Origin of the sequence: Paucilactobacillus oligofermentans DSM 15707 = LMG 22743 (assembly GCF_001434315.1) — a bacterium.
Classification (GTDB): domain Bacteria; phylum Bacillota; class Bacilli; order Lactobacillales; family Lactobacillaceae; genus Paucilactobacillus; species Paucilactobacillus oligofermentans.
The window spans coordinates 521,737-544,624 of the sequence record NZ_AZFE01000031.1; the positions used below are offsets into that span (position 1 = coordinate 521,737).

The 22,888-nt window shown below is 34.1% G+C and carries 22 protein-coding genes; 7 read left to right on the forward strand and 15 right to left on the reverse strand.

All coding sequences use genetic code 11. From position 1 onward, the window contains the following. Positions 1 to 63: 63 nt before the first annotated feature. Positions 64 to 675 carry a TetR/AcrR family transcriptional regulator gene (locus FC70_RS06075; protein ID WP_057890105.1) on the forward strand — a complete coding sequence of 204 codons (612 nt, stop codon included), beginning with the start codon at positions 64 to 66 and terminating at the stop codon, positions 673 to 675. 52 nt (positions 676 to 727) lie between these two features. Here FC70_RS06075 and FC70_RS06080 read toward each other — a convergent pair whose 3' ends face one another. Together FC70_RS06080 and abc-f are read right to left on the reverse strand one after the other, a co-directional pair. After that, positions 728 to 1,669, reverse strand: coding sequence for an ADP-ribosylglycohydrolase family protein (locus FC70_RS06080; protein ID WP_057890106.1), 942 nt, complete (start codon positions 1,667 to 1,669; stop codon positions 728 to 730). A gap of 68 nt (positions 1,670 to 1,737) precedes the next feature. Beyond that, positions 1,738 to 3,231 (reverse strand): ribosomal protection-like ABC-F family protein, encoded by a 1,494-nt coding sequence (gene abc-f, locus FC70_RS06085; protein WP_057890107.1) that lies wholly within the window; start codon positions 3,229 to 3,231, stop codon positions 1,738 to 1,740. 518 nt (positions 3,232 to 3,749) lie between these two features. Here abc-f and FC70_RS06090 point away from each other — a divergent pair. Continuing rightward, the gene (locus FC70_RS06090; RefSeq protein ID WP_057890108.1) at positions 3,750 to 5,300 is read left to right on the forward strand and encodes a choice-of-anchor A family protein; all 1,551 of its coding nucleotides are present in this window, start codon (positions 3,750 to 3,752) and stop codon (positions 5,298 to 5,300) included. A 159-nt stretch (positions 5,301 to 5,459) separates the two neighbouring features. After that, positions 5,460 to 6,350, forward strand: a complete 891-nt coding sequence (locus FC70_RS06095; protein ID WP_057890109.1) for a YitT family protein — start codon at positions 5,460 to 5,462, stop codon at positions 6,348 to 6,350. A gap of 55 nt (positions 6,351 to 6,405) precedes the next feature. Here FC70_RS06095 and FC70_RS06100 read toward each other — a convergent pair whose 3' ends face one another. The 3 genes from FC70_RS06100 to argF all read right to left on the reverse strand — a co-directional run bounded on the left by FC70_RS06100 (position 6,406) and on the right by argF (position 10,018). Further along, complete coding sequence (locus tag FC70_RS06100) at positions 6,406 to 7,950, reverse strand: YfcC family protein (RefSeq protein ID WP_057890110.1); 1,545 nt, start codon at positions 7,948 to 7,950, stop codon at positions 6,406 to 6,408. 104 nt (positions 7,951 to 8,054) lie between these two features. After that, positions 8,055 to 9,002 carry a carbamate kinase gene (gene arcC, locus FC70_RS06105; RefSeq protein ID WP_057890111.1) on the reverse strand — a complete coding sequence of 316 codons (948 nt, stop codon included), beginning with the start codon at positions 9,000 to 9,002 and terminating at the stop codon, positions 8,055 to 8,057. 17 nt (positions 9,003 to 9,019) lie between these two features. After that, positions 9,020 to 10,018: an ornithine carbamoyltransferase gene (argF, locus tag FC70_RS06110; protein WP_057890112.1), complete on the reverse strand. Its 999-nt coding sequence runs from the start codon at positions 10,016 to 10,018 to the stop codon at positions 9,020 to 9,022. Between the two features lie 129 nt (positions 10,019 to 10,147). On the opposite strand from argF, the gene FC70_RS06115 reads away from it, so the two are divergent. Genes FC70_RS06115 through FC70_RS09260 form a run of 3 tightly spaced genes read left to right on the forward strand, consistent with a single transcriptional unit; the run spans position 10,148 to position 12,468 of the window. Then, on the forward strand, positions 10,148 to 11,446 hold the full coding sequence (locus FC70_RS06115) for an ATP-binding protein (RefSeq protein WP_057890113.1): 1,299 nt from the start codon (positions 10,148 to 10,150) through the stop codon (positions 11,444 to 11,446). After that, positions 11,443 to 12,291 (forward strand): DNA-binding domain-containing protein, encoded by an 849-nt coding sequence (locus tag FC70_RS06120; RefSeq protein WP_057890114.1) that lies wholly within the window; start codon positions 11,443 to 11,445, stop codon positions 12,289 to 12,291. The genes FC70_RS06115 and FC70_RS06120 overlap by 4 nt, the downstream gene beginning before the upstream one ends. Positions 12,292 to 12,321: 30 nt before the next feature. After that, positions 12,322 to 12,468 (forward strand): hypothetical protein, encoded by a 147-nt coding sequence (locus tag FC70_RS09260; RefSeq protein ID WP_157045251.1) that lies wholly within the window; start codon positions 12,322 to 12,324, stop codon positions 12,466 to 12,468. Between the two features lie 40 nt (positions 12,469 to 12,508). Here FC70_RS09260 and FC70_RS06125 read toward each other — a convergent pair whose 3' ends face one another. The 9 genes from FC70_RS06125 to ulaG form a co-directional block, all read right to left on the reverse strand. Further along, positions 12,509 to 13,459, reverse strand: a complete 951-nt coding sequence (locus FC70_RS06125; RefSeq protein WP_057890115.1) for an alcohol dehydrogenase catalytic domain-containing protein — start codon at positions 13,457 to 13,459, stop codon at positions 12,509 to 12,511. Between the two features lie 134 nt (positions 13,460 to 13,593). Further along, a complete protein-coding gene (locus tag FC70_RS06130) occupies positions 13,594 to 14,058 on the reverse strand; it encodes a Dps family protein (RefSeq protein WP_057890116.1) in 465 nt (154 codons plus the stop codon). 121 nt (positions 14,059 to 14,179) lie between these two features. Beyond that, positions 14,180 to 15,271: a glycerol dehydrogenase gene (locus FC70_RS06135; protein ID WP_057890117.1), complete on the reverse strand. Its 1,092-nt coding sequence runs from the start codon at positions 15,269 to 15,271 to the stop codon at positions 14,180 to 14,182. Positions 15,272 to 15,424: 153 nt separating this feature from the next. Continuing rightward, on the reverse strand, positions 15,425 to 16,288 hold the full coding sequence (locus FC70_RS06140; RefSeq protein ID WP_057890295.1) for an L-ribulose-5-phosphate 3-epimerase: 864 nt from the start codon (positions 16,286 to 16,288) through the stop codon (positions 15,425 to 15,427). A 5-nt stretch (positions 16,289 to 16,293) separates the two neighbouring features. Then, the gene (locus FC70_RS06145) at positions 16,294 to 16,929 is read right to left on the reverse strand and encodes a 3-keto-L-gulonate-6-phosphate decarboxylase UlaD (protein ID WP_057890118.1); all 636 of its coding nucleotides are present in this window, start codon (positions 16,927 to 16,929) and stop codon (positions 16,294 to 16,296) included. Between the two features lie 10 nt (positions 16,930 to 16,939). Next, on the reverse strand, positions 16,940 to 17,245 hold the full coding sequence (locus tag FC70_RS06150) for a PTS sugar transporter subunit IIB (RefSeq protein WP_057890119.1): 306 nt from the start codon (positions 17,243 to 17,245) through the stop codon (positions 16,940 to 16,942). 31 nt (positions 17,246 to 17,276) lie between these two features. After that, positions 17,277 to 18,791 (reverse strand): PTS ascorbate transporter subunit IIC, encoded by a 1,515-nt coding sequence (locus tag FC70_RS06155; protein WP_057890120.1) that lies wholly within the window; start codon positions 18,789 to 18,791, stop codon positions 17,277 to 17,279. Between the two features lie 35 nt (positions 18,792 to 18,826). Continuing rightward, positions 18,827 to 19,285 carry a PTS sugar transporter subunit IIA gene (locus FC70_RS06160; protein WP_057890121.1) on the reverse strand — a complete coding sequence of 153 codons (459 nt, stop codon included), beginning with the start codon at positions 19,283 to 19,285 and terminating at the stop codon, positions 18,827 to 18,829. 25 nt (positions 19,286 to 19,310) lie between these two features. After that, positions 19,311 to 20,384 carry an L-ascorbate 6-phosphate lactonase gene (ulaG, locus tag FC70_RS06165; protein ID WP_057890122.1) on the reverse strand — a complete coding sequence of 358 codons (1,074 nt, stop codon included), beginning with the start codon at positions 20,382 to 20,384 and terminating at the stop codon, positions 19,311 to 19,313. A gap of 196 nt (positions 20,385 to 20,580) precedes the next feature. Between ulaG and FC70_RS06170 the strand changes: the two genes are divergently transcribed. Beyond that, a complete protein-coding gene (locus tag FC70_RS06170; RefSeq protein WP_057890123.1) occupies positions 20,581 to 22,074 on the forward strand; it encodes a BglG family transcription antiterminator in 1,494 nt (497 codons plus the stop codon). 66 nt (positions 22,075 to 22,140) lie between these two features. Here FC70_RS06170 and FC70_RS06175 read toward each other — a convergent pair whose 3' ends face one another. Further along, positions 22,141 to 22,869, reverse strand: a complete 729-nt coding sequence (locus tag FC70_RS06175; protein ID WP_057890124.1) for an L-ribulose-5-phosphate 4-epimerase — start codon at positions 22,867 to 22,869, stop codon at positions 22,141 to 22,143. Between the last annotated feature and the right edge of the window lie 19 nt (positions 22,870 to 22,888).

The following is a 22,888-nucleotide window of genomic DNA, read 5'->3' on the forward strand; positions in this document are numbered from 1 at the left end:
GTCGGTTATTAATTAAATTTTCTGGTAAACTGAGATTAAATTTGAAAAGTAGGTAACTAATTCATGGTCAAACACGAGGATTTGCGTGTCATTCGAACTAAAAAAATGGTCTTTACTGCGCTTATTAAACTAGTTAATACAAAAGGGTTTGATAATTTAACAGTACAAGAAATTGCTGATGAAGCCATGATTAATCGGGCTACTTTTTATGCTCATTTCAAAGATAAACAAGACTTATTTGATCAAAGCTTTAATACCGTATTAAGTTACTTCGATGAATTTAAGCATGCTGAAATTTTTCTTGATAAAAACACCGTCAGCTTGCCAGCATTAGAGCACACCTTGGCTAATATCTTCCAAAATATCGATAATAATCGAGCACTATTTTTTTTAATTGTGGATAGTTCAATGCGTAATCAATTAATTGAAAGCCTTGAAAACTTAATTCGTGACACTACTACTGGCTTCCTTGATCATCTTAAAATCACCCAAAATGGCAATATTATCCCAAATGAATTCGTCTTTTCTTACATGACTTCAACTTTCATGGGAACCCTTAATTGGTGGTTAAAATCTGATGAAAAATTCGACCCCGAAACTCTTGCGCACTTCATAATTCAATTAATCGAAAACAGCCATTTAACTGTCTTGGGTGTGAAATTAATTCAAGATTAAAAAGATTGAATACCTATTAATACAGGCATTCAATCTTTTTTAATTTATCTAGTTACGCTGATTCACCATATTTAGCTGCAAATGGATCAATAATTTCATTAATCAAAGCTCGATTAATAATTTTACTAGACCATTTAATTGGAATTTTAATTTCTGGCGTTTGACTAGCAACCATTGCACCAACAATTGATGCAATGGTGTCAGTATCATCGCCCAAATTAACTGCCGCAATGACCGCTTCTTCAAAATCAGAATGATTAAATAGTACCCATATTGCCGCTTCTAAAGTATCAACTACATAGCCAGTACTTTTAATTTCATCGGCTGGTAAATCTTTGAATCCACCATCAAAAATTCGTTCATAATATTTAAATTCATTTAAGTATAATTGATCCAAACTCGAATTAGTAAGTTCATCTTGCACTTTCATCAAGGCATCTGCTAATTCAGACCCCATCATTAATTCTCGTAAAATTTCAACATAAATCAAGCTACCCACAATCGCACGTGGATGGCGATGAGTTAAGGAAGTGTACTCCATAATCATTCCAAAACGTGTATCTAAATCTGCTTGATTTAATAACTCAATTGCCAACGGTGCAAGTCGCATGATTGCTCCATTACCATTAGCTTTTTCATCATCTAATCCACATTCAAGTGGTGCAAAATCATGGCGTTCATAATTTTGGACGGCTTGATTCGTTGTATTACCAATATCAAACGGTTCACCACCTGGTGTATATTTTCCATCGTAAACATAACTCGCAAATTTAATCATTAAATCTTGATAGTCGCCATCTTCAGTTAAATTTTTAACTAATGCCAAGGTCATTGAACTATCATCTGACCACGAACCGGCCGGCTGATCCCATGTACCATCACCAGTCATTTCGTCAATAAAGTAAGTATCACGCTGACTAAATTCAACTGGCACGCCCAATGCATCCCCAATAATTCCAGCATTTAGGATATTTTTAATTTGTTGTTGCTTCATAATTTCACCCCATTATCCCCAGCAATAATTATAATACAAGTTTTATCTATAAAGAAAGTAATGTTCCCCTAAATCGATAAAAATTTAGTACCAATTGCCTGAGTAAAAATATTATCATGGTCAACAACTATCATCGTCGGCTGATAATCATCAATTAATGCTTCTATTTCTTGGCGTGCAATTACATCTAAATAATTTAGTGGCTCATCCCAAATATAAATATTAGCCGCTTCACACATTGACCTCGCTAATGATATCTTGCGCTGCTGACCCATACTCATATCCTGTAGTAACACATTGAAAGTTTCACGTTCAAATCCTAGTTTTCGTAACATATTTAATATTTCCGATAATTCAATCTGATAGAAATTAGCATAGTCTTTTAGAGTACCCGCTAAATCATCAAACGTTTGGCTAACATAAGAAACTTTCACATTAGTGGTCCAATTGACTTGACCCTTGCTCCTTAAAGTTGGCTGATCCAAAATCGCATGTAAAATTGTTGATTTACCACTACCATTTACTCCTTGTAAAATAATGCGTTGACCAGGTTCAATTGAGATATCAAACGGTGTTTTTAATAACGTTCGATTATCACGTTTTATTTGCAGTTGTTGCACCGTCAAAATAGTTTTTCGACAGGCCATATAGTTCATTGATAACGCATTAATCGTCTCAACATTTTTTAAAAGTTCCTCTTTTTCAGCAATTCCGGCTTCTGTTCGCTTTAACGTGTTCCGTGCTTTTTTCATTACTTTGGCTGCTTTATGACTAATAAATCCCTTATCTAAGTTAACTTGTTGATTTTGATGATTACTTTTATTTTTACTTTTTTCAGCATTTTCAGCCCACGACTTTGTTTGCGCCGCAGATTGTTGTAGTTGTTTTACTTCACGTTCAATTTTAATTTTTTGATTAGCTTCATTTAAATTATTCTGATCAAACACTGTTTTCCAAGTATCATAATTACCCTTTAGTAATTGTATTTGCTGGCGATCAATTGAAATCACGTGATCAATCACCAGATTTAAGAATTCTCGATCATGACTAATAATAATAAACCCGGTTTTTTGTTGTAAATATTTAGCCACCACTTGCCGTCCAGCCGCATCTAAATGATTCGTTGGCTCGTCAATCAAAGCAAATTGATCTGGCTGACTAAAACAAACGGCTAATAATAATTTTGTTTGTTGACCTGGGCTTAACTCAGAAAATGGTTTCCACAAAACATCATCAGTCAAACCTAATTGATCCATTTCAATTTGGACTTTCCATAATTCTGATTCATCAATCTGTAAAGATTGCAGCACCAGCGTCTGCGTGACTTCATTTAAATTATCAACTTGTGCTGGAAAATAATTAAACTGTAAATTGGCTTCTACCAAACCTTGATATGCCAATTGTCCACGTAAAATTCTCAGCAACGTTGTTTTCCCACGACCATTGCGGCCAATTAAGCCTAATTTCCATGTTCCATCAATTGATAAATTCACATTTGAAAATATTTTTTCTTTTGCACCGTCATAGCTAAATGACATTTGTTGTATTTTTATGGTTCCCATCTATTTCACCTCATTGGCTCAATAAAAGAATTATTCTATTGGTTTTACTCCGTATTCATAATAAAATACGTTATTAAATAATTTAAGTTATCAATGTAATCGCCACGAATAATCCCCACTCATTGAGTACAGATTTATATTCTTAATTAACGAATTACATTTTCAACTTAAATCACATCCTTTTCTGTTTAGAAATTGAGTATAGCTAAAATCACAGCAAGATTCAACTAACCAGTCGTAATTATCATTATTATATAGTATACTGAAGACAGGTTGCCAAAACTCACCAGATTGAAATACATCTGGTTGCGTGTTTAACACGCCACACTCTAATACTGAGTGTTTAATTGCGATCACCCTCGACTAAATACGGTGGTCGTTTTTTTGTGCAATAAATTATGTAAATAACTTTTAAATTATGTTTAGCATTATTTAAAAAGTAGAATTCATATTTTATTCACATATTATTGTTATTCTAATTATAGATTAATTGTTATCAACCCAAGGAGGAAACTATTATGAACCCCGAAGGAAATGCAACTAACCTTAAAGTATTTAAAAGAATTCGTAAATTATTATATATTAGCTTTATTACATGTGGCCTAACCATCTTTTTCTTAACTATTTTCACAAACCAATTAACAATCTTTAGTAAATCAGTCGATAGTAGCTCATCCACCTATTCTTCAACAAATAGAAATATAGTTTCTAATAGTTCGCTGCCACATCCTATTATTTCAACTGCCCCATCTACTATTTATGAAGATGATAGTTTAGCGGCCTTTGGAATTCCATTGGATCATAATAATGCATTAGGTGCAGTTCCATCAAAATTTCATATTTTTTCTAAGAGTACTACCCTCTCAGCTGATACTAACGGTAACATTGCTACATCAAGCTTTCATGGTCAGACAGATTTTGGTACTCGCAATTACAATTCCGATTTGTTTTATATTAAAAATATTAATTCCCCAATTTTGCCCAACGCATTTCGTGCTAACAAAAGTAAAGTTGTCCTTTGTTCTTTAACTAATGTTTTAAATAACAATAATAACGTGTCAATCAATGACGTAACTATGACGAATATTTCAAGCACACATGTTAATCAAGATGCTGTTGGTAATGAATACATTGACATGGATTATGAATTCAAACAACTCATACAGCGATCCACTACTTATGCATCTAGACCTGATAACTCAGAAGTAATTTATAATTTTAATGATATGAACAAACGAACTATTGATGTTTCAAAAATTGTTAAAAGTAATGCAAGTGTTGCTTACATTTCAATTCCTTTTTCATATTTAACAGATCCACAATCGATTTATATTCGTGGCTTAGCTGAAACTAATAATCCAACTATAATTATCAATGTAACCGATGTCCCCAAAAATGGTGAGTATTGGTTACCAACCAAAACAGAATTATTTTATGGAGAAAACATTTCTGCCTTACCTAATGCTGAACGAACAGATTTTGGGCTTTCTAACTTATTGTTTAATTTCGGTAACACATCTAGTACTTTAAACTTTTCTGGCCGTTTTATGGGGAGTATTCTCGCTCCGTCATCAATTATTAATGCTCATGCGAACATCGACGGTAACATAATTGCTAATACTGTCAATGTAGTTGGCGGCGAAACCCATAAATGGGATTTGCAACCACCAATTGATAAAGATTGGGACTGGGACGACGAACCAGATCCAAATCCTGTCCCTGAACCAGATCCTACTCCTGAACCAGATCCTACTCCCGAACCAGATCCTACTCCCGAACCAGATCTTGATTTAAATCTAAACCCCAATATTAATTTAGATAATGTTTTTAATATAACTTCTAAAGAATTAACAACATCTATTAAAAGCCCATTACCAAGCCTATATAATTTACCAACAGAAAGTTCAAATAAAAAAAACATTAATAAAAATCACACTTCTGATTCAGACCTTCTACCAAAAACTGATGAAAAAATTTTTTATCTTTCTTTATGGATCATCTTGTTACCAGTAACCTTACTACTGATAACTTATATAATTTATCGTAAAATTAAATTAAAAAATAAATAGTAACAATTTCGTATATACTATTTGAACGAATCAGATAATTAATACTGATTATTCCAAACATGTGAAACATCATCCTTAACATCAAGGATGGTGTTTTTTATCTACGCTTACTCTAGTAGTGATATACTACCTATATTAACTACTTAAAGGAGTCCGCAAATGAATAACTCATCAGAAAAAATTCGTATTCGGGATTTAATTGCATTTATTCTCGGATCAGCCTTATACGCTTGGTCACTAATTAACGTTAATATTCCTAATAATTTAGCTGAAGGCGGCATCTCCGGTATTACCTTAATTCTGAGAGCTTTATTTGGTTTAAACCCAGCCTACACAACTTTAATATTGAATATTCCATTATTAATTATCGGCTATAAGCTTCTAGGTCGTCGTTCAATTATTTATACATTGTTTGGTACCATTAGTTTGTCATTTTGGTTATGGTTTTGGCAAATTGTTCCGATGAACCCACCCTTGCATCATGATGCCTTAATTGCTGCCATTATTGCCGGTATTCTTGGTGGCCTCGGGCTCGGAATCATTATGAGATTCGGTGGCACTACCGGTGGATCTGATGTTATCGCCTTGGTATTAGAACGCAAATTAAATCTTCCAATGGGAAGAACCATTTTCGCTTTAGATGCATCAGTGTTAGTACTATCCCTAGTTTATCTAGACATCGTTCATATGATGTACACCTTAATTATGGCCTTTGTATTTGCGCAAGTGCTTAACTTCACTCAAAAAGATGGTTACTCCGCACGAGCCTTTTTAATTTTCTCAGCTAAATCAGTCGAAATTTCCGATGCTATTATGGCAAAATTAGAACGTGGAACTTCCCTATTCGATGCACAAGGTGGTTATACCAAAAATCAACAACAAGTTGTTTACACCGTTGTCGATCCATCTGAAGTTTCAACCATGTACGAATTAATCAAAGAAATCGATCCATCAGCGTTTATTACTGTAAGTGATACTTCCGAAACTCTAGGTGAAGGATTCTCATTTAGTAAACCAGATAAAAGCTTATGGAAGAAAATTATGGGTTAAATATCCCAAACAAAATGAGCTGCGATTTAATATCGCAACTCATTTTTAATTTCATCTAATAAATCATTACCTCAGCAACTAAAATTCCACCACCAAAGATTAATAAGAAGACTACAACTGGCCAAACGAATCTGAACCAGTGAGAATATTTCATATCAAGCATTTGTAATGTCGCCATTACTAAACCAGTTGGAGCTAGGAATAACATTGCATACTGACCAATTTGATAAGCTGTAACGACAACGAATCGAGGAATATCAACTGTGTCAGCTAATGGTGCCAAAATTGGCATTGATAGCACTGCTAAACCTGATGAAGATGGTACGATAAAGCCAAGAATAAAGAAGATAAACATCATTACAATGATAAAGATTGGTCCACTCATGCCCTTAACTAAGGTCGATGAAAATTGTAACATCGTATCTGAAATCATTCCTTCATTCAAGACAATGTTAATCCCACGAGCAAGTCCAATAATCAATGATACTCCAACTAAACTTGAAGCACCTTCAACAAAGGCATCAACGACCCCTTTTTCACCGATACCCATTTTACCAGTTCCAGTAAGGATCATAATTAAAATAGCAAACGTTAAGAATGAGGCCGCCATGGTTGGGAACCACCAACCTTGAGACATAACGCCCCAAACCATTAGTGGGAAGGTAATCACGAATAATACCAAGATGATCTTCTTCCGAACTGTAAAGACCGCATTTTCACCATCATCTGATACCACCGACCACATTTTGTCAAAAGATGCATGATCTTCATATGAGTATGAGGATTTTGGATCGGCTTTAATTTTTTTAGTATACCAATGGAGGTAGAAAATAACGAACATCGCAGCAATTGCGCAACCAAAGATCCGCCAATTAAGTCCCTGTGTAAAGTCAATCCCCGCAGCATTTGACGCAATTACAACTGAGAACGGATTAATCGTAGAGAATGCCGTCCCAATTGAACTTGCCAAGAAGATTGCCCCCACACAGACTATGGAGTCGTACCCCATCGCAATGAAAACCGGCACCAAAATCGGATAGAAGGCAACTGCTTCTTCTTCAATCCCACAAAGGGTTCCGCCTAACACCATTAAAACTGAAACAAAGAAAATTAGTGCAAATTCATGACCCTTAGTTTTTCGAGTTAAAGCAATCAATCCTGATTCAAACGCACCACTAGCCTTAACAACCCCAATTAAACCACCTAGAACAAAGATAAATACCATGATATCAACGGCTTCAATTGTTCCTCGAACCATACTGTTAGGGACAGCAGCTGCACTCGCAGGACGTTGTTTCAAACGTTGATACGTATTAGGAATGGAAATCGGATCTGTAATTCCACCAGACGTAAATTGCTTAATATCAATTTTAACGCCTAATTTATCTAACTGTTGCTGAGTTGCTGGAACTTTTTCAGTTTTTCCACCTGGATTTTTAATTTGTAATTCTGAAGTTGGTTTATTATAGGTCAACTTAGAATAACTACCAGCCGGAATTAGCCACGTTGCTGCCACGGCTACAATCGTCAAAACAAACAAAATGACGAATGCGCCTGGCATTTTAAACTTAAATCTTTTTTTCTTTCTGACCTCGGTCATGATTTTCACCCCTAATTAATATTTATTTAAACCATAAAACGTGACCCTAAAGAAGCAGGTTAAAATAAGCATCTCTAGCATCACGTTTATGTCACGTTATATTATTATTTAACTAACGCACCAGTTTTAGTGATTAGTGTTCCTACTTTTCCAGCTAAAGCCTCATCAAGATGATCGAGTGAAGTAATGAGTGCTGAACGATTATCTCCTGCATTAACAAAGCCCATGCATGCTTCAATTTTAGGCAGCATACTGCCTGCTGCAAATTGACCTTCGTCGATATAATTTTGCGCTTCTTGAATACTTAAGTCACGTAAAACTTTTTGATCTGTTTGGCCGTAATTAATATAAACATCATCCACTGTGGTTAGAATAATTAATTGATCGGCGTCTAAATCACTCGCTAGTAATGCACTCGAACGATCCTTATCAATTACCGCTGGGACTCCTTTTAAACAACCATCCGTTTTGACGACTGGCACACCGCCACCACCACCAGCAATTACCAGATTATCATTTTCAAATAACTCACTAATGCTATTTAATTCGATAATTGATTTTGGTAATGGTGAAGGAACTACCTGACGATAGCCACGCCCAGCATCTTCTTTAAAAACATAACCTTTTTCATGTTCGATACGTTGGGCGTCTTCTTTACTGTAGAAACTTCCAACTGGCTTAGTTGGATTTTGGAAAGCGGGATCAGTTGGATCAACTTCAACTTGCGTCACTAATGACACAACATCTTTATTCATCCACCGCTGATGAAGTTCATTTTGCAAACTTTGTTGTAAATGATAGCCAATATAACCTTGGCTCATCGCTCCACATTCTGGAAATGGAAACGCTGCGGTTTGATCATGTTCAGCGGCAAAATTCATCCCCAAGTTAATTGCCCCAACTTGAGGCCCGTTTCCATGACTGACGACAATTTTATGACCCTCAACAACTAATCCAATCAATGAAGTTGCCGTATGTTTAACTAATTCTAATTGCTCTTCTGGTGATTTGCCTAATGCATTACCACCTAGGGCAACAACTATTTTTGACATTTAATTCACCGCCTATTTTATTCGCCTAAAGTTGCAACCATTACTGCTTTAATGGTGTGCATCCGGTTTTCAGCTTCTTGGAATACTACGGAAGCATCACTTTCAAAGACTTCATCAGAAACTTCCATTTCAGTTAGGCCGTATTTTTCAGCAATTTCTTGGCCAACTTTAGTTTCTGAATTATGGAAAGCTGGTAAACAATGTTCAAAAATTGCATTAGGGTTACCAGTCTTGTCCATCATGGCTTGATTAATTTGATATGGCTTCAATAATTTGATTCGTTCTTCCCAAATGCTATCAGCTTCACCCATTGAAACCCAAACATCGGTATATAACACATCTGAATCTTTAACCCCTTTATCAATATCATCAGTTACCATAATTTTAGCACCGGTTCTAGCAGCACGAGCATTAACTTTTTCCATTAGTTCAGGCGTTGGATCAAGTTCTTTGGGACAAACTAAGTGGAAAGTCATACCCATAGTAGCGGCACCAATCATCAAAGCATTCGCAACGTTATTGCGACCATCACCGACATAAGTAAAGTGAATGTCACGGTAGTTTTTCTTTAATACTTCTTTAGCAGTTAAAAAGTCGGCCAACACTTGAGTGGGATGATCTTCATCAGTTAAACCATTCCAAACCGGTACACCTGAGTAATCAGCTAAAGTTTCCACCGTTCGTTGTGAAAAACCACGATATTCAATTCCATCAAACATTCCACCTAAGACACGTGCAGTATCTGCAGCAGTTTCTTTTTTACCCATGTGCGAGCCACTAGGTCCAAGATAGGTTACATGAGCACCTTGATCATATGCAGCAACTTCAAAGGCACAGCGAGTACGAGTTGAACTCTTTTCAAAAATTAAGGCAATATTTTTGCCAGCCAATTTTTGTTGTTCTGTTCCAGCGTACTTAGCCTTCTTCAAATCTTCAGATAATTGCAATAATAATTCCATTTCCTTTGGTGAATAGTCCATTAGAGTTAAAAAACTCCGATTACGTAGATTTAACATTGTGTTGTCCTCCTTTTTTATTTACAATTATCATTATAGTAAGCGGTTTCAAATTACTTCATAAAACTTCACGTTCTTGCTCAAATAATTACAAATAGATTTAAACCCTAATTCAAAGGAGGAATTTTTTTGCTTAAACCAACTCGTTTCATCAACTATGGTCGTTGGCGTCGGATCTTAATTGCGACCGTTTGTATTGCCCTCGCTTCACAAGTGAACTTTCAAGTAATCACCCCAGGCTTTATTTTCGCCTTTTCACCGCTAATTATGTCAGTTTTCCTATATTTCAACGCAGACCTAAATCCGATTCAGTTGATGCTATCTATTGCAGTCGTTTCGCCAATTTTTCGCGGAATCTTACTATTCATTAGCCACGACAATGCCGGCGACAAAATAGTTACATTTATCCTAGCCGATATTGCCTTTTACCTCTGCTATGGTGCAATTTATTACATTATGTATTGGCATCGTGGACAACTACATAACAGTTCATTTTTCTTAACGATTATTATTTGTGACTATGTATCAAATCTTTTAGAGGTGAGTTTACTAAATCACTTTTCTCATTATAGTTACCGTTTATTCCAGCTATTATTCATCGCGGCTTTAATCAGAAGCATCATTAGTTGCGTCTTAACCTTCTCATATCATCATTTCACTTTGATGATGCGTGAAGACAGTCATGAACAACGTTATTATCACTTTATGTGGATTGCTGCCTCAGTTAAAAGTGAAGTTTATTTTATGAAAAAGAACATTAGTGAAATCGAAAACGTAATGAAGAATGCCTACTTACTAAATCAAAATTTGCAAGGAACTAATGCTGATCCACAGAATCAGGTCATGGCTTTATCAATTGCTCACGATGTCCATGAAATAAAAAAAGATTATCAAAATGTGATTCGCGGTTTAGGTGATTATTTTGATGACGGCAATGACTCCGCCATGAAGTTTTCTGATATTTTGCGAGTTGTAACTAGTTATATTCGCGGTACCATTAAAGAACGCAAACAAAACATCGTCATCACCTGTCAAAATCAAGTTGAACTCGTTGTTCCTAATCACTACTATGTTGTTTCAATTTTGTCTAACTTAATTTTCAATAGTATTGATGCGTTAAAAGGAAGATTCAACGGCGTTATCACTGTTACCGTTGAAGATGCGAGTGATCACATTATTATTAACATCGGAGATAACGGTAGTGGAATGGACGAAAAAACGATTAGTATGATTTTTCAGCCCGGCTTTACCACCAAATTTAACGAAACTACTGGTGATGTTTACCGTGGAATTGGCTTATCCCATGTTCGAACGATTGTGGAAGAACAGTTTAACGGTACAATTGAAATAACTTCCAAACTGAATGAAGGCACTAATACTAAAATAACTCTCAGCAAACGACGCTTACTTCAGGAGGTCACAGCATGAATTTCTATATCGTAGATGATGATCCATCAATCCCCATGAACTTACAGCGCATATTAGAAGAAAACCCAGCTAACACCGTTGTCGGTACAGCTAACGATGCTAAACAAGGTATAGCTGAAATTATGATGCTCAACGTTGATATTGTTTTAGTCGATCTCTTGATGCCTGAAATTTCTGGCATCGATCTGATTAAACGACTGAACCAATTAAAACATCAATTGCGGTTTATCATGATTTCCCAAGTTCGTGATAGTGATTTACGATCCCAAGCCTATGAAGCTGGAATAGAATTTTTTATTGATAAACCGATTAATCTGATTGAAGTTAAAACTGTAACCGAACGAGTCACTCAAAATATTCAAATGGCTAATAAATTAAATAATATTCAATCACTAGTCGGCGGGCAATCACCCGTAGCTAACGCACCAACGCCTGAAAAGCATGAAATTGAAAAAGAAAAAATGTTAGCCATCTTACGGTTTCTTGGGATTACCTCTGAAAATGGTTCTTCCGACATTTTAGCCATTACTCAAATCATGGTTAATCAAGAAATTGCCTTTCGCGAAATCAATTTTGAAACCCAATATAATATCAACGCTTGCGAGAAAAAAATTCTCTTTCAACGAATTAGACGAGCAATTAAGACCGGACTTACAAACCTGGCTGAACTATTTTTAGATGATATGGGGGATGAATTAGTCGTTGAATATGCTAATTCACTTTATGAATATCGAAATGTAAGAACTGAAGCACAATATTTAAAAGGCGATCGTGCTTCTGGCGGAAAAGTATCCTTAAAACATTTCTTTGATGGACTAGCACAAGAAAGCCAAGCACCCGCTTAAAAATTTATAACTAATTCTTGGGGGATTATTATGAAATATCTAATTTTCAGTGCAGAAATCATTGCGATTGCTGCCGTTGCCTTTATTAGCAGTTTTTCGATACTCAAAAAAATCGTTGGCATTTTAATTATCATTGCACTTTCGCAAATTTGCCACCGCTTATTTAAAGCACGTTAAGTAGTCCCAATCATTGGACTACTTTTTAATTTCATCGTAATTATGGACGTAATAAAACTTTACCAGCACTATTACCAGCTTCTAAAAATTCATAGGCCGCTTTTCCATCTGCCAAAGAAAATATTTTCGGTGATTTTACAATGATTTCACCATCTTTTACATATTTAAATAATCGATTACTCCGATATTTCCGTGATTCATAATCAGTTAAATAATGCCACAAGTCGCCTGTCATAATACTTTTAGATTGATTCAATAGTTCAATTGGATCAATTTTTGGTGGATTACCACCTGCCATTCCATAAAAAATAACTCGTCCTTTTAGTTTTAACACCTTTAGACTTTGATTTAGCGAAACTCCGGCACCATCATAAACTGCATCAAATATATCTACATAATCATTATCCCAATCAGAACTTCTTATAAATACTTTTTTAGCACCTAAATTCATCGCTTGTTTTTGTTTGCTAACGCTTGAAGCAACACCGAACACCTTAACTTTATCCGCTGTTAATATTTGAGTTAAAAGCTGGCCTAAGCCACCACTAATCCCTTGAATTAATACTTGATCACCAGGCTTATTTTTTGCCAAATCATGTGCAAGAAAATCAGCCGTTAACCCTTGTAGTCCAATGCTAGCTGCAGTTTCATCGGTAATTTCATCTGGAACTTTAATTGCGTGTTCCCAATTCATTTTGACTAATTCTGCATTGGCAAATGGTACATCCGCAAAAATAATTCGATCACCAGATTTAAATTGTGTCACGTTTTTGCCAGTATCAATAATTATTCCCATTCCTTCATAACCATTAATCATGGGATTACGAGCTTCAATATGATAGTCCCCACGTCGTCGATATATATCTGCAAAATTAAGTCCAATTAGCTTAGTTTTTACCAATACCTCATCCTGATTAATCACAGGATCAATAACGTCACCATAATTTAGCACTTCTGATGTGCCAAAATCATTAAAATATAATGCCTTCATTTTTTCATCTTCATTCTATTTTTATTTATCGTGCAGTTAGTGTACACCTTAACTAATTTCAGCCAAACAAAAAAGCACCATCTTTTTAACCATATTAAATGGCCATTAAAGATAATGCTTTTTAATAATTACTATTAATCAATTTCAGGTGCTGAATTTAATTCTGCTTGAATCATCCAGAGACGCTTTTCAGTGGCCGTTTTAAAGCCAATGAAAATATCCTGTGTACTAAAATCTTTTTCAACATCACTAACTTCAATTCCATGTTGATAAACACCAGCTAAGTAACGATAATCTTTAGCTAAAATTGCTAAACGTTCAGGAGTTGTCTTAGCAAAACTACCCTTTTCATCACTGATTCCAGTTTGTTCAGCCATTTCAGTTAAAGTTGAATATGGAGAACCATCCAGTGTAATTAATCGTTCAGAAATCTCATCTAGTTGATCATTCAAATCGTCCATCCATTCATCCATTAGTGGATGTAACTTTAAAAAGTTAGTACCACGCATGTACCAATGAGTCTGGTGTACTACCATTGCTAATTGACTTAAATCAGCCACTAATTGATTTAATACTTCTTTTGTTTTACCGTATTTCATGATATCTTCTCCATTCCATTCTTTAGATTGTAATTCTGAAACAAACGTTATTGAAATCGTTTACACATATAGTGTAATTCATCGTTCCTAGTTATTCAACTAAAATAACTATTAGTTTTTATTAATGTGTTTGGGCATATCGATCAACCGCAACAAACGCATCAGCAACGTCACTTGCTGTTACTTCAAATGGCATTTGATGAATAGTTTCGCTTGGAATAGTAGCTTGCTGCCCAACTTTTAAGAGTTCCTCATAGCTAATATTTTCAATTTTTAGATCTTTAAAAGTGGTTGGTAAACCAAATTGACGATTAAAGTTTAAAAATTTATCAAATTCTGCTTCTGGCACATTATCTAGCATTAATTCGCAAAGATAACCAAATGCGACTTTTTCACCGTGCATTAATGATTCAATTTCACCAGTTAAAACTGTCATTCCATTATAAATAGCATGGGCAGCCGCCAATCCAGCACTTTCAAAACCCAATCCACTAAGAAGCGTATTTGATTCAACAATTGTTTCCAGTGCAGGAGTGACAACTTTACCTTCTGCCGCGGCAACTGCTGCTGAAGCATGTGCAAACAAATTATCCGCACAAGTTTGTGCAATTGCTAATGAAGCTAAAGTTTGTTTACCACCCAGCATTGAATTGTTAAAGCCTCGAGCAACATCTTGTGCTTCAATGTTGGTTGCCATCGCATCCCCAATCCCGGCAATTAGCATTCTAACTGGTGCCTTCGCAATTACTTCTGTATCCATTAAAACCAAATCAGGATTCTTTGAATAAAACGCATAATTTTTAAATTGGCCTTCTGGAGTGTACATTACTGATAGTGCTGATGTTGGTGCATCAGTTGAAGCAATGGTTGGTAAAATAGCCACTGGAATATCTAATTTATCAGCAATATTCTTAGCTGTATCTAACGCTTTCCCACCACCAAGCCCAATAATAAAGTCGGATTCAGTTGCTTTACCAATTGAAACAACTCGTTCACTTTCTTCATCAGAAGATTCACCATTGAAGTCAACTTTGGTAACGGTAAATCCTACGGTTGTTAATGCGGTATTTAATGTTTGTCCTGCTACGCGCCATGCTGTTGCACCAGTTAATAATAGTGGTCTCTTTCCTAATGATTCCATGTACTTTTCTGGTTCATTAAAGACACCTTTTCCTTGTACATAATGAGCTGGGCTTGCAAATAAACGGGCCATTTTGGTACCTCCAAATTTTAATTGTGAAATAGTTAACGAGATACATTTTAGGCTTATTTGATGTTTGGTTCAAGTGGGATAATAAAAACCCTTAAAGTTTAAGTATTTCTGCTTTAACTCTAAGGGTAATGCTCAATTTATTTAAATTTTTATCTATTTATCTACAACTAATTTTGCTTTAGTTAATAATTCTAAAATAAAATCATGAGCTTGATGCATTAACATAACAGAATTATTACTTTTTTCAGACCACATTTCTACTGTTAACGTTCCGTTATATCCAATACGATGTAATGTTTTAAAAAGTCCAAAGAACTCTACATCACCTTCGCCAAATGGAACATTTTTAAATTTCCCCGGATTATTGTCTGTAACCTTAATAGTATCTTTTACATGAACCGATACAATATTTTCTAATCCTTCAGCCAAATCTTGACTTGGTATATTTTCTGGCCAAGCTGAAATATTACCCAAATCTGGATATGCTTGCAGCCAGGGAGATGAAATATCTTTTTTAACCTCTCTAACCTTAGCAATTGAATTTATAAACTTATCATCCATTGTTTCAATGGCTATCATAACTTGATTTTCAGCTGCAAAATTTACTACCCTTCTTAAATTTTCAATGAAATTTTCTCTAGTTAATAACGATTTTTTTTCATAGTATTCATCATATCCTGCAATTTGAATATTTCTTATTCCTAAATCTTTAGCTAATAAAATAGCTTTTTTACAAATTTCAAAAGATTTTTCATAAACATCTTCGTCTTCTGATCCTAATGGAAACTTTCGTAATGCAGATAACATCATAGTATCAATTGGTACACCACTTTTAAAAACATCCTGAACTAAATTAAGCCTCTGTTCTTTATTCCAATCTAATCGTTTCATTCTAGCGTCAGTCTCATCAATTGATAATTCAACAAATGAAAATCCGCAAGATTTCGCACAATTTAATTTATCAAACCAGTTTAAATCAAATGGTAAAGATTTTTCGTTAATCCCAATTTTAACCATAACCACTACCAGTATTTCTTTATTTCAGACTGAAACGCTTCAGCAGCAGCTTTAGGATCAGATTGTCCAGTAATGGCTCTACCCGCAATGAAGGTATAAACAGGTACACCTTCAAATAATTTGATAGTATCAATGTTCAATCCACCAGTAACTGAAACTTTAAAACCTAAATCAATAAACCCACGAACAATATCTAAATCCTTTTTTCCCCATACCTCACCAGCTAGTAATGCATCGCGGCTTTGGTGATATATGACTTGCTTAATACCTATTTTTTTCCACTCTTTTGCTAATTCCCAATTCCATGCACTGTAAAGTTCAACCTGTATTCCATCTAATACTGATAGCGCTGACTTCATCGTTGGAATTGTAGCAGAATCAATCACTGTCATTAAATCTGCTCCGGCATCTTTTGAATTCTTAGCTACTGTAGAACCCGCATCCGCACATTTAGTATCAGAAGCAATAATTTTATCAGGAAACATAGATCTTAATACACTAATAGATTGTTGACCTGCTTGTAATTCAAGAATTGTCCCAACTTCAACTATATCAACTACAGGTCCAGCTAAATGTGCAATTCTTGCGGCCTCAGCTAAAGTATTTTGATCTAATGCGATTTGTAAATTTGGCTTTGTCATTTTTAGGACCTCACTTTTTATATTTTTCTTCAAAATCAGTTTCTTCTTGAATTCGTTTTGTAATTTCAGGTTCACTCATAACGTTTTTTACACCAACAATTTTAACGCCTTTTTCTTCAGCATCTGCAAACATATCCATAAAATTTAATGGCGTAAATACTGCGTCATATTGAGCAGCCGTTGATTTACCTTCAGAAATACTTGTATGATTAATTTCTGAAATTGGTATTCCTAGTTTCTTCATTGATTTTTGTACACTCTTCATCATCATTAAACTAGTCCCTGATCCATTGGCACAAGATACTAATATTCTCATTTTAATTAACCCCTATCTTTAATTTTAATTATTATTTCTTCTTTTTCTTTGAATCTTTGTAGGCTTCATAATCTTCAACCATTAAAAAATAATTCTTTGGATCTTTTCGATATTCTATTTGTGGAATAACAACTAAAATCAGCGCTACAACAACTATACCGAAATATCCTAGATACTTGAGAATAACCGTAAATACAGGCCACAGTGTATCCCAATCAAACATTCCAAGATACCCCCCATATTTTGACATACCGATCCACGTTGAAATAAGTGCTGCACCACAAACTTGAATTATTCCAGATAAAAATGGTAATATCATTGCTGCTTTTGCACCCGCTCTATTATTTGCTATAACTCCAAAAACGGCATTATCAAAAAATAGTGGAATAAATCCTGCAATTATAATGGTTGGTGAGTGAAATAGAATCAAAGCTCCAATAGCTAAAAATTGTCCTAATGCCCCAAATAAGAATCCAATAGTAACGGCATTTTGTTCACCAAACGCAAACGTTGCTGCAACATCAATACCAGGTACTGAATTAGGTAAAATAGTATCACTAATACCTGTGAAACTTTCGGTAAGTTCACCAACGAAAGTCCTAACACCTAATTGTAGAATTGCTAAATTAACTGCAAAACCTAAAGAAGTAGTAAGAATATAGAAGAAGAAACTAGCCTTAGGTGCCAATCCTGATAATCCATCTGTTGCTGTATATACTCCATTAAAGTAATTTCTTCCCAGAACAACCATAATTATCCCAAAAAACAAGAACATTAAGATAGCTGTCGCAACCATATTTTCGTTAAATATTTTAAGAAATCCTGGTAATTCGACGTCTTCCAAGCGTTTTGCCTGTTTTTTGCCTTTTACATTAGATTTACTATTAAATTTATCTGAAATCCAAGCTACTAAGGCAATCCCAAACATCTGTTGATGAGCTACAGCGAATCCTCCACCATCAGTTAATTGCTGTACTGGTTTAATAGTTAAATTTGATCCAACTGCCCAATATAATCCTAATAGAACTCCCATAACGAGTAGAACTTCAATCCTATTCAGACTTGGAATTGCAAATAATAGAATCCAAAAACCTGTTGCAGCTTGTTGGACTTGTACATTACCCGTTGTAAATACTGCTCGCATTTTAGTATATTTAGAAAAACGAACTAATAAAATATTAAAGACAAAAGCAATTAATAACAAAATCATAACGTCACCGAAAGATCGCCCAAAGGTTTTCATTACACCATCAGTTACAGCATTTTGCCCAAAGTAAGGATCAATAACGGTGGCCGTTAAATGGAATCTATCTTTTAAACCTGTCAGAATCGGTCTAAAGCTTGTAACCAAGCCATTCGAACCAACCATTAAAATCATATAACCAATGGTTGCCTTTAAAAATCCAGCTAAACAGTCATATATAGGTTTCTTTTCCAGTAGATATCCAATTAATACGATGAATCCAATCATATAAGCAGGTTGGGTTAATATATTACTTGCGAAATAACTCCAAACTGTAAATATACCATCAATTACAACTTTCATTTTTAACACCTCAATTTTAGTTAGCTTATAACGGCTTAAAATTCATTCATTATTTTTAAATAATCTTCCATTGAATCTATATTTGATAGCTTTTCTATAATGTCATCTTTTAATAGCAAATCCATTAAATTTTGAATATTTTTTAAATGCTGATTTTCATCTTTAGCAGCTAAAGTAAAAAATAGTTTGCCTTGCTTTTCGTCATTATCACTTTCAAAATATATAGGATTTTTAAATTTTGAAAAACTAATTCCTGTATCGTAAACGTTTGAACTAGTAGCTAGTGCATGCGGCATTACAACGCCTGGTACAATCACTATATACGCACCATTAGCTTCTACATTACTAATAATTTCATCAACATATTTATTACCAATAATTTTCTTACTTACTAAATTTTCACTAGAAATCTTTAACGCTTCTCGCCAATCTTTAGGGTCTTCTTCGTATATTCTAACTAGGTCATTATCATAAAAATAATTTAGCATACTCATTTCTTTATCTCCGTATCATTTTTTATTATAAGAAAGAATTAAACGGCACATCATTTTCATGTAAGAAAACATCTTTGAATCCTCGATTATAATGAAATTGGATTTTATCTCTATCCTGTGGAAACGTATATTCACCTCCTACTTTCCAAATAAATGGATGAAATTTATATTCTAAAATATCCTTTTTCATTTCCCAAAGTTTAACTATTTCTTGAGGATCAGCATCAAAATTTGACCAAATATCGTAATGAACTGGAATAACAACCTTAGCTTTTAAGTCTTCCGCAGATCTTAATACGTCAATCGATGTAACTTTGTCAGTAATCCCACGTGGATTTTCTCCATAATTAATAATTTCAACATCAATTTCATTTTCATTTCCATGTTTTGCAAACATGTTTGACATATGCGAATCTGCTGCATGGTACAAATTGCCACCTGACGTCTTAAATAAATAATTAACAGCAATTTCATTCATATCTTGCGGTAAACTTCCTTCTATCTTTTCTTCATTAGATACTGTTAATAATGCGGTTCTATCAAATGCCTCTAAAGCCTTAATTGTTACAGATTTAATCTTAACTTCATCACCAGGATGTACAACAATTGTTCTATTATCTGGGACTCCCCAGCTTTTCCAAATATCGACCACAGCTTGAGGTCCAATAAACTTTGTATCTGGACCGCTATTTTGTAACACTGCTGCAGCAGTATTTATATCTAAATGATCAGAATGTATATGTGTAACCAATAACGCGTCTACATCACTAACAGCATAAGGATCAATCACAAATGGTTGCATACGAAGATTCGGTTGCATTTCTTTTACACCACTCATCCGCATCATTTGATGGCCATCTTTCATAAGACCATTACCATGTGTCTGCTTGCCAGTACCATTCCATAAATCAACTAAAATATTAGTATTTTCATATGTTTTTAACCAAACACCATTGTTAGCTAACCACCACATTCTGAAATTATTTTCTGGAACAACTGATTCAGATATTTCTTCATTAAGCCATGTTCCCCATTCCGGAAACGTACTTTGAATCCAATTTTCTCTAGTTGCTTCTTTTATATTTTTCGGTTTGCTCATGATTTGATTACCACCCTTATCCAGTTTTCGCCAGCTGATGTATACGCTTACATATATTGACGTAACCTCATCATATTCCCTGATAAAATAAAAAAACAGTACCATTGTTCCGCTTAGTTAACCGTTTAATGAGACTGTAAAAGAAAACGATTTCAATGTATAATAAAATTAGGTATCGGCTCAAAAAGGAGTTTTTATGCAGTCATCCAGTTTAAATTATTCAAAATTCATCAAATATCTATCTTCTCGCTCAATTTTGCCAAACGTTGAATCAATTGCAAATGAACTTGGATTGCCCAAAAGGTCAATATATTCATCATTACAACGAGCAAATAACGAGTTACGTTTAGTTCATCAAAATTTCTTATTTCCAAATGAAAAAGTCAATGCAGATCAAATAAATTTATTAACAACTGAATTATCAACTTATGATGATTATATTTTGTCCTCCGAACGTCAATTGTTAATGGATATATTAATATCGCTCCCGTCTCAAAAATGGACATTAGCAAAGTTTCAAGAATTATTTGGTATGTCTAGAAATACTATCTTACGAGATATATCTGAATTAAAAAATCGACAGCAATTTAAGCCTGTATTTTCAAAAAAAATAGGCTTCCAATTCCAAGAGCCATTATACGATCGTCTGGTTCATCTATATAAAGTCTTAAATTCAATGCAATACAATTCAAATTTACTAACTTATTTTTTAAAAGCACAAAATGTTAAATTTTCAGATTCAAAACTATTTTTAGTGAGTAATAAACTTAAAGAGCTTTACAATAGTTATCTATCAAAAGAAATTTCATCCTATGATTCAATTGCGCTTACTTTATTTTCAATTTCATCTGCACTTTTTGATAGTTATATCTTACAAGAAAAACAACAACTTTTTTCAGCTCAGGATTCAGCAAAATTTATGCTTAGAAAGGAATACTTTGTAATTGAAAAATTCTCACAAATATTATCAATTAATTTTGATTTTAACGTATCAATAGACTCAAAATTATTTTTAACTTTACAACTACTTAGTGTTTCAAAAGAAAGCGATGCACATTTTAATGCTGATGATTTTAAAGATTTACTAATCCTAAGTCAAAAAATTGTCCATAAAGTTTTATTTTTATCAAAAATAGATGCTAATAAATATGAAATTGAAAATTTGATAAAAGAAATACAGACACAACTAAAACCATTTTGGTATGCAGTCAATTATAAATCAATTTCTAACTATGATTATTTGTATCAAAGTGAACCATTTGAAAAATATGTATCTAAATCATTGGATGACTTAGATACGCTTTCATTATTTAGTCACTTATTTCCTTTTGGTTTACTACCAGAACAAATTACAATATTATCCATGATTTTTTACAATTTTTCACAGAAAAAAATACAAAATAGTCCACTTAAAATTCTAATATTATCTTCATTACCCATTTATAGTCAAAATCTAATTAAAACTATATTAGATAATAATATTATTCCTACTATAATTTTCACTAAAAGCATTCAAAATAGTACTAAAAATAACCTCTATGATAATACTCTAAAAAAATATGATTTAATTATCACTGAATCAAACGTAATCACTGCAACTGTACCTATTTTCTTAATTGATAATGTACTGAATAATATAGAATTTAATCGCTTAAATAAAATTGTTTATGAACTTTATTACAATAATTAGTATTTATAAAAATTAAAAATGACACATTTACCAATAAAGGTAAATGTGTCATTTTATTAATGTTAATTAGTGTTTTGCATGATCCTTAGATTTTGCATTGTCTTGACCGTAATATGCATTTGCACCATGCTTACGATAGTAGTGCTTGTCTAATAAATATTGTGGTACGTGATTATCTGTATGTGGATTCAACATTGAGGTATGATAGTTCATTTCAGCAACAACTTCTAACACTTTTGCATTATGAACAGCATCATGCGCATCTTTTCCCCATGTAAATGGTCCATGTTGACTAACTAAAACAGCTGGTACAGCATCGGGATCAATTCCACGTTCCTTAAAAGTACGTACAATCACTTCACCCGTATTTAATTCATATTCGCCTTCAATTTCGCCTTGTGTCAAGGCATCAGCTGCTGGAACATCCCCGTAGAATGTATCTGCATGGGTTGTGCCAAAGGCTTGGACATCTTTTTTAGCTTGCGCAAATGAAACTGCCCATGGTGAATGCGTATGAACAACCCCACCGATATTTGGAAAATGGTTATATAAATACATATGAGTTGGTGTGTCACTTGATGGATTCATATCCCCCTCAACAACTTCACCTTTTAAGTTAACAACTACCATATCTTCTAGACGTAACCTATCGTAATCAACACCTGATGGCTTAATTACAAATAAACCAGATTCACGGTCAATTTGTGAGACATTTCCCCAGGTAAACGTTACTAAATCTAACTTAGGCAATAACATATTAGCGTCATAAACTTTTTGTTTTAAATCTTCGAGCATCATAAAACCTCCAAGTAGT

Bases quoted from the DNA above. Each gene is read 5' to 3' on its own strand.
- argF (WP_057890112.1), bottom strand. From the start codon at position 10,018: ATGTTAAATCTACGTAATCGGAGTTTTTTAACTCTAATGGACTATTCA.
- FC70_RS06170 (WP_057890123.1), top strand. From the start codon at position 20,581: ATGCAGTCATCCAGTTTAAATTATTCAAAATTCATCAAATATCTATCT.
- FC70_RS06160 (WP_057890121.1), bottom strand. From the start codon at position 19,285: ATGAGTATGCTAAATTATTTTTATGATAATGACCTAGTTAGAATATAC.
- FC70_RS06120 (WP_057890114.1), top strand. From the start codon at position 11,443: ATGAATTTCTATATCGTAGATGATGATCCATCAATCCCCATGAACTTA.
- FC70_RS06125 (WP_057890115.1), bottom strand. From the start codon at position 13,459: ATGAAGGCATTATATTTTAATGATTTTGGCACATCAGAAGTGCTAAAT.
- ulaG (WP_057890122.1), bottom strand. From the start codon at position 20,384: ATGAGCAAACCGAAAAATATAAAAGAAGCAACTAGAGAAAATTGGATT.
- FC70_RS09260 (WP_157045251.1), top strand. From the start codon at position 12,322: ATGAAATATCTAATTTTCAGTGCAGAAATCATTGCGATTGCTGCCGTT.
- FC70_RS06155 (WP_057890120.1), bottom strand. From the start codon at position 18,791: ATGAAAGTTGTAATTGATGGTATATTTACAGTTTGGAGTTATTTCGCA.
- FC70_RS06080 (WP_057890106.1), bottom strand. From the start codon at position 1,669: ATGAAGCAACAACAAATTAAAAATATCCTAAATGCTGGAATTATTGGG.
- FC70_RS06100 (WP_057890110.1), bottom strand. From the start codon at position 7,950: ATGACCGAGGTCAGAAAGAAAAAAAGATTTAAGTTTAAAATGCCAGGC.
- FC70_RS06075 (WP_057890105.1), top strand. From the start codon at position 64: ATGGTCAAACACGAGGATTTGCGTGTCATTCGAACTAAAAAAATGGTC.
- FC70_RS06130 (WP_057890116.1), bottom strand. From the start codon at position 14,058: ATGAAATACGGTAAAACAAAAGAAGTATTAAATCAATTAGTGGCTGAT.
- FC70_RS06140 (WP_057890295.1), bottom strand. From the start codon at position 16,288: ATGGTTAAAATTGGGATTAACGAAAAATCTTTACCATTTGATTTAAAC.
- FC70_RS06090 (WP_057890108.1), top strand. From the start codon at position 3,750: ATGAACCCCGAAGGAAATGCAACTAACCTTAAAGTATTTAAAAGAATT.
- FC70_RS06095 (WP_057890109.1), top strand. From the start codon at position 5,460: ATGAATAACTCATCAGAAAAAATTCGTATTCGGGATTTAATTGCATTT.
- FC70_RS06175 (WP_057890124.1), bottom strand. From the start codon at position 22,869: ATGCTCGAAGATTTAAAACAAAAAGTTTATGACGCTAATATGTTATTG.
- FC70_RS06150 (WP_057890119.1), bottom strand. From the start codon at position 17,245: ATGAGAATATTAGTATCTTGTGCCAATGGATCAGGGACTAGTTTAATG.
- FC70_RS06135 (WP_057890117.1), bottom strand. From the start codon at position 15,271: ATGGCCCGTTTATTTGCAAGCCCAGCTCATTATGTACAAGGAAAAGGT.
- abc-f (WP_057890107.1), bottom strand. From the start codon at position 3,231: ATGGGAACCATAAAAATACAACAAATGTCATTTAGCTATGACGGTGCA.
- FC70_RS06145 (WP_057890118.1), bottom strand. From the start codon at position 16,929: ATGACAAAGCCAAATTTACAAATCGCATTAGATCAAAATACTTTAGCT.
- arcC (WP_057890111.1), bottom strand. From the start codon at position 9,002: ATGTCAAAAATAGTTGTTGCCCTAGGTGGTAATGCATTAGGCAAATCA.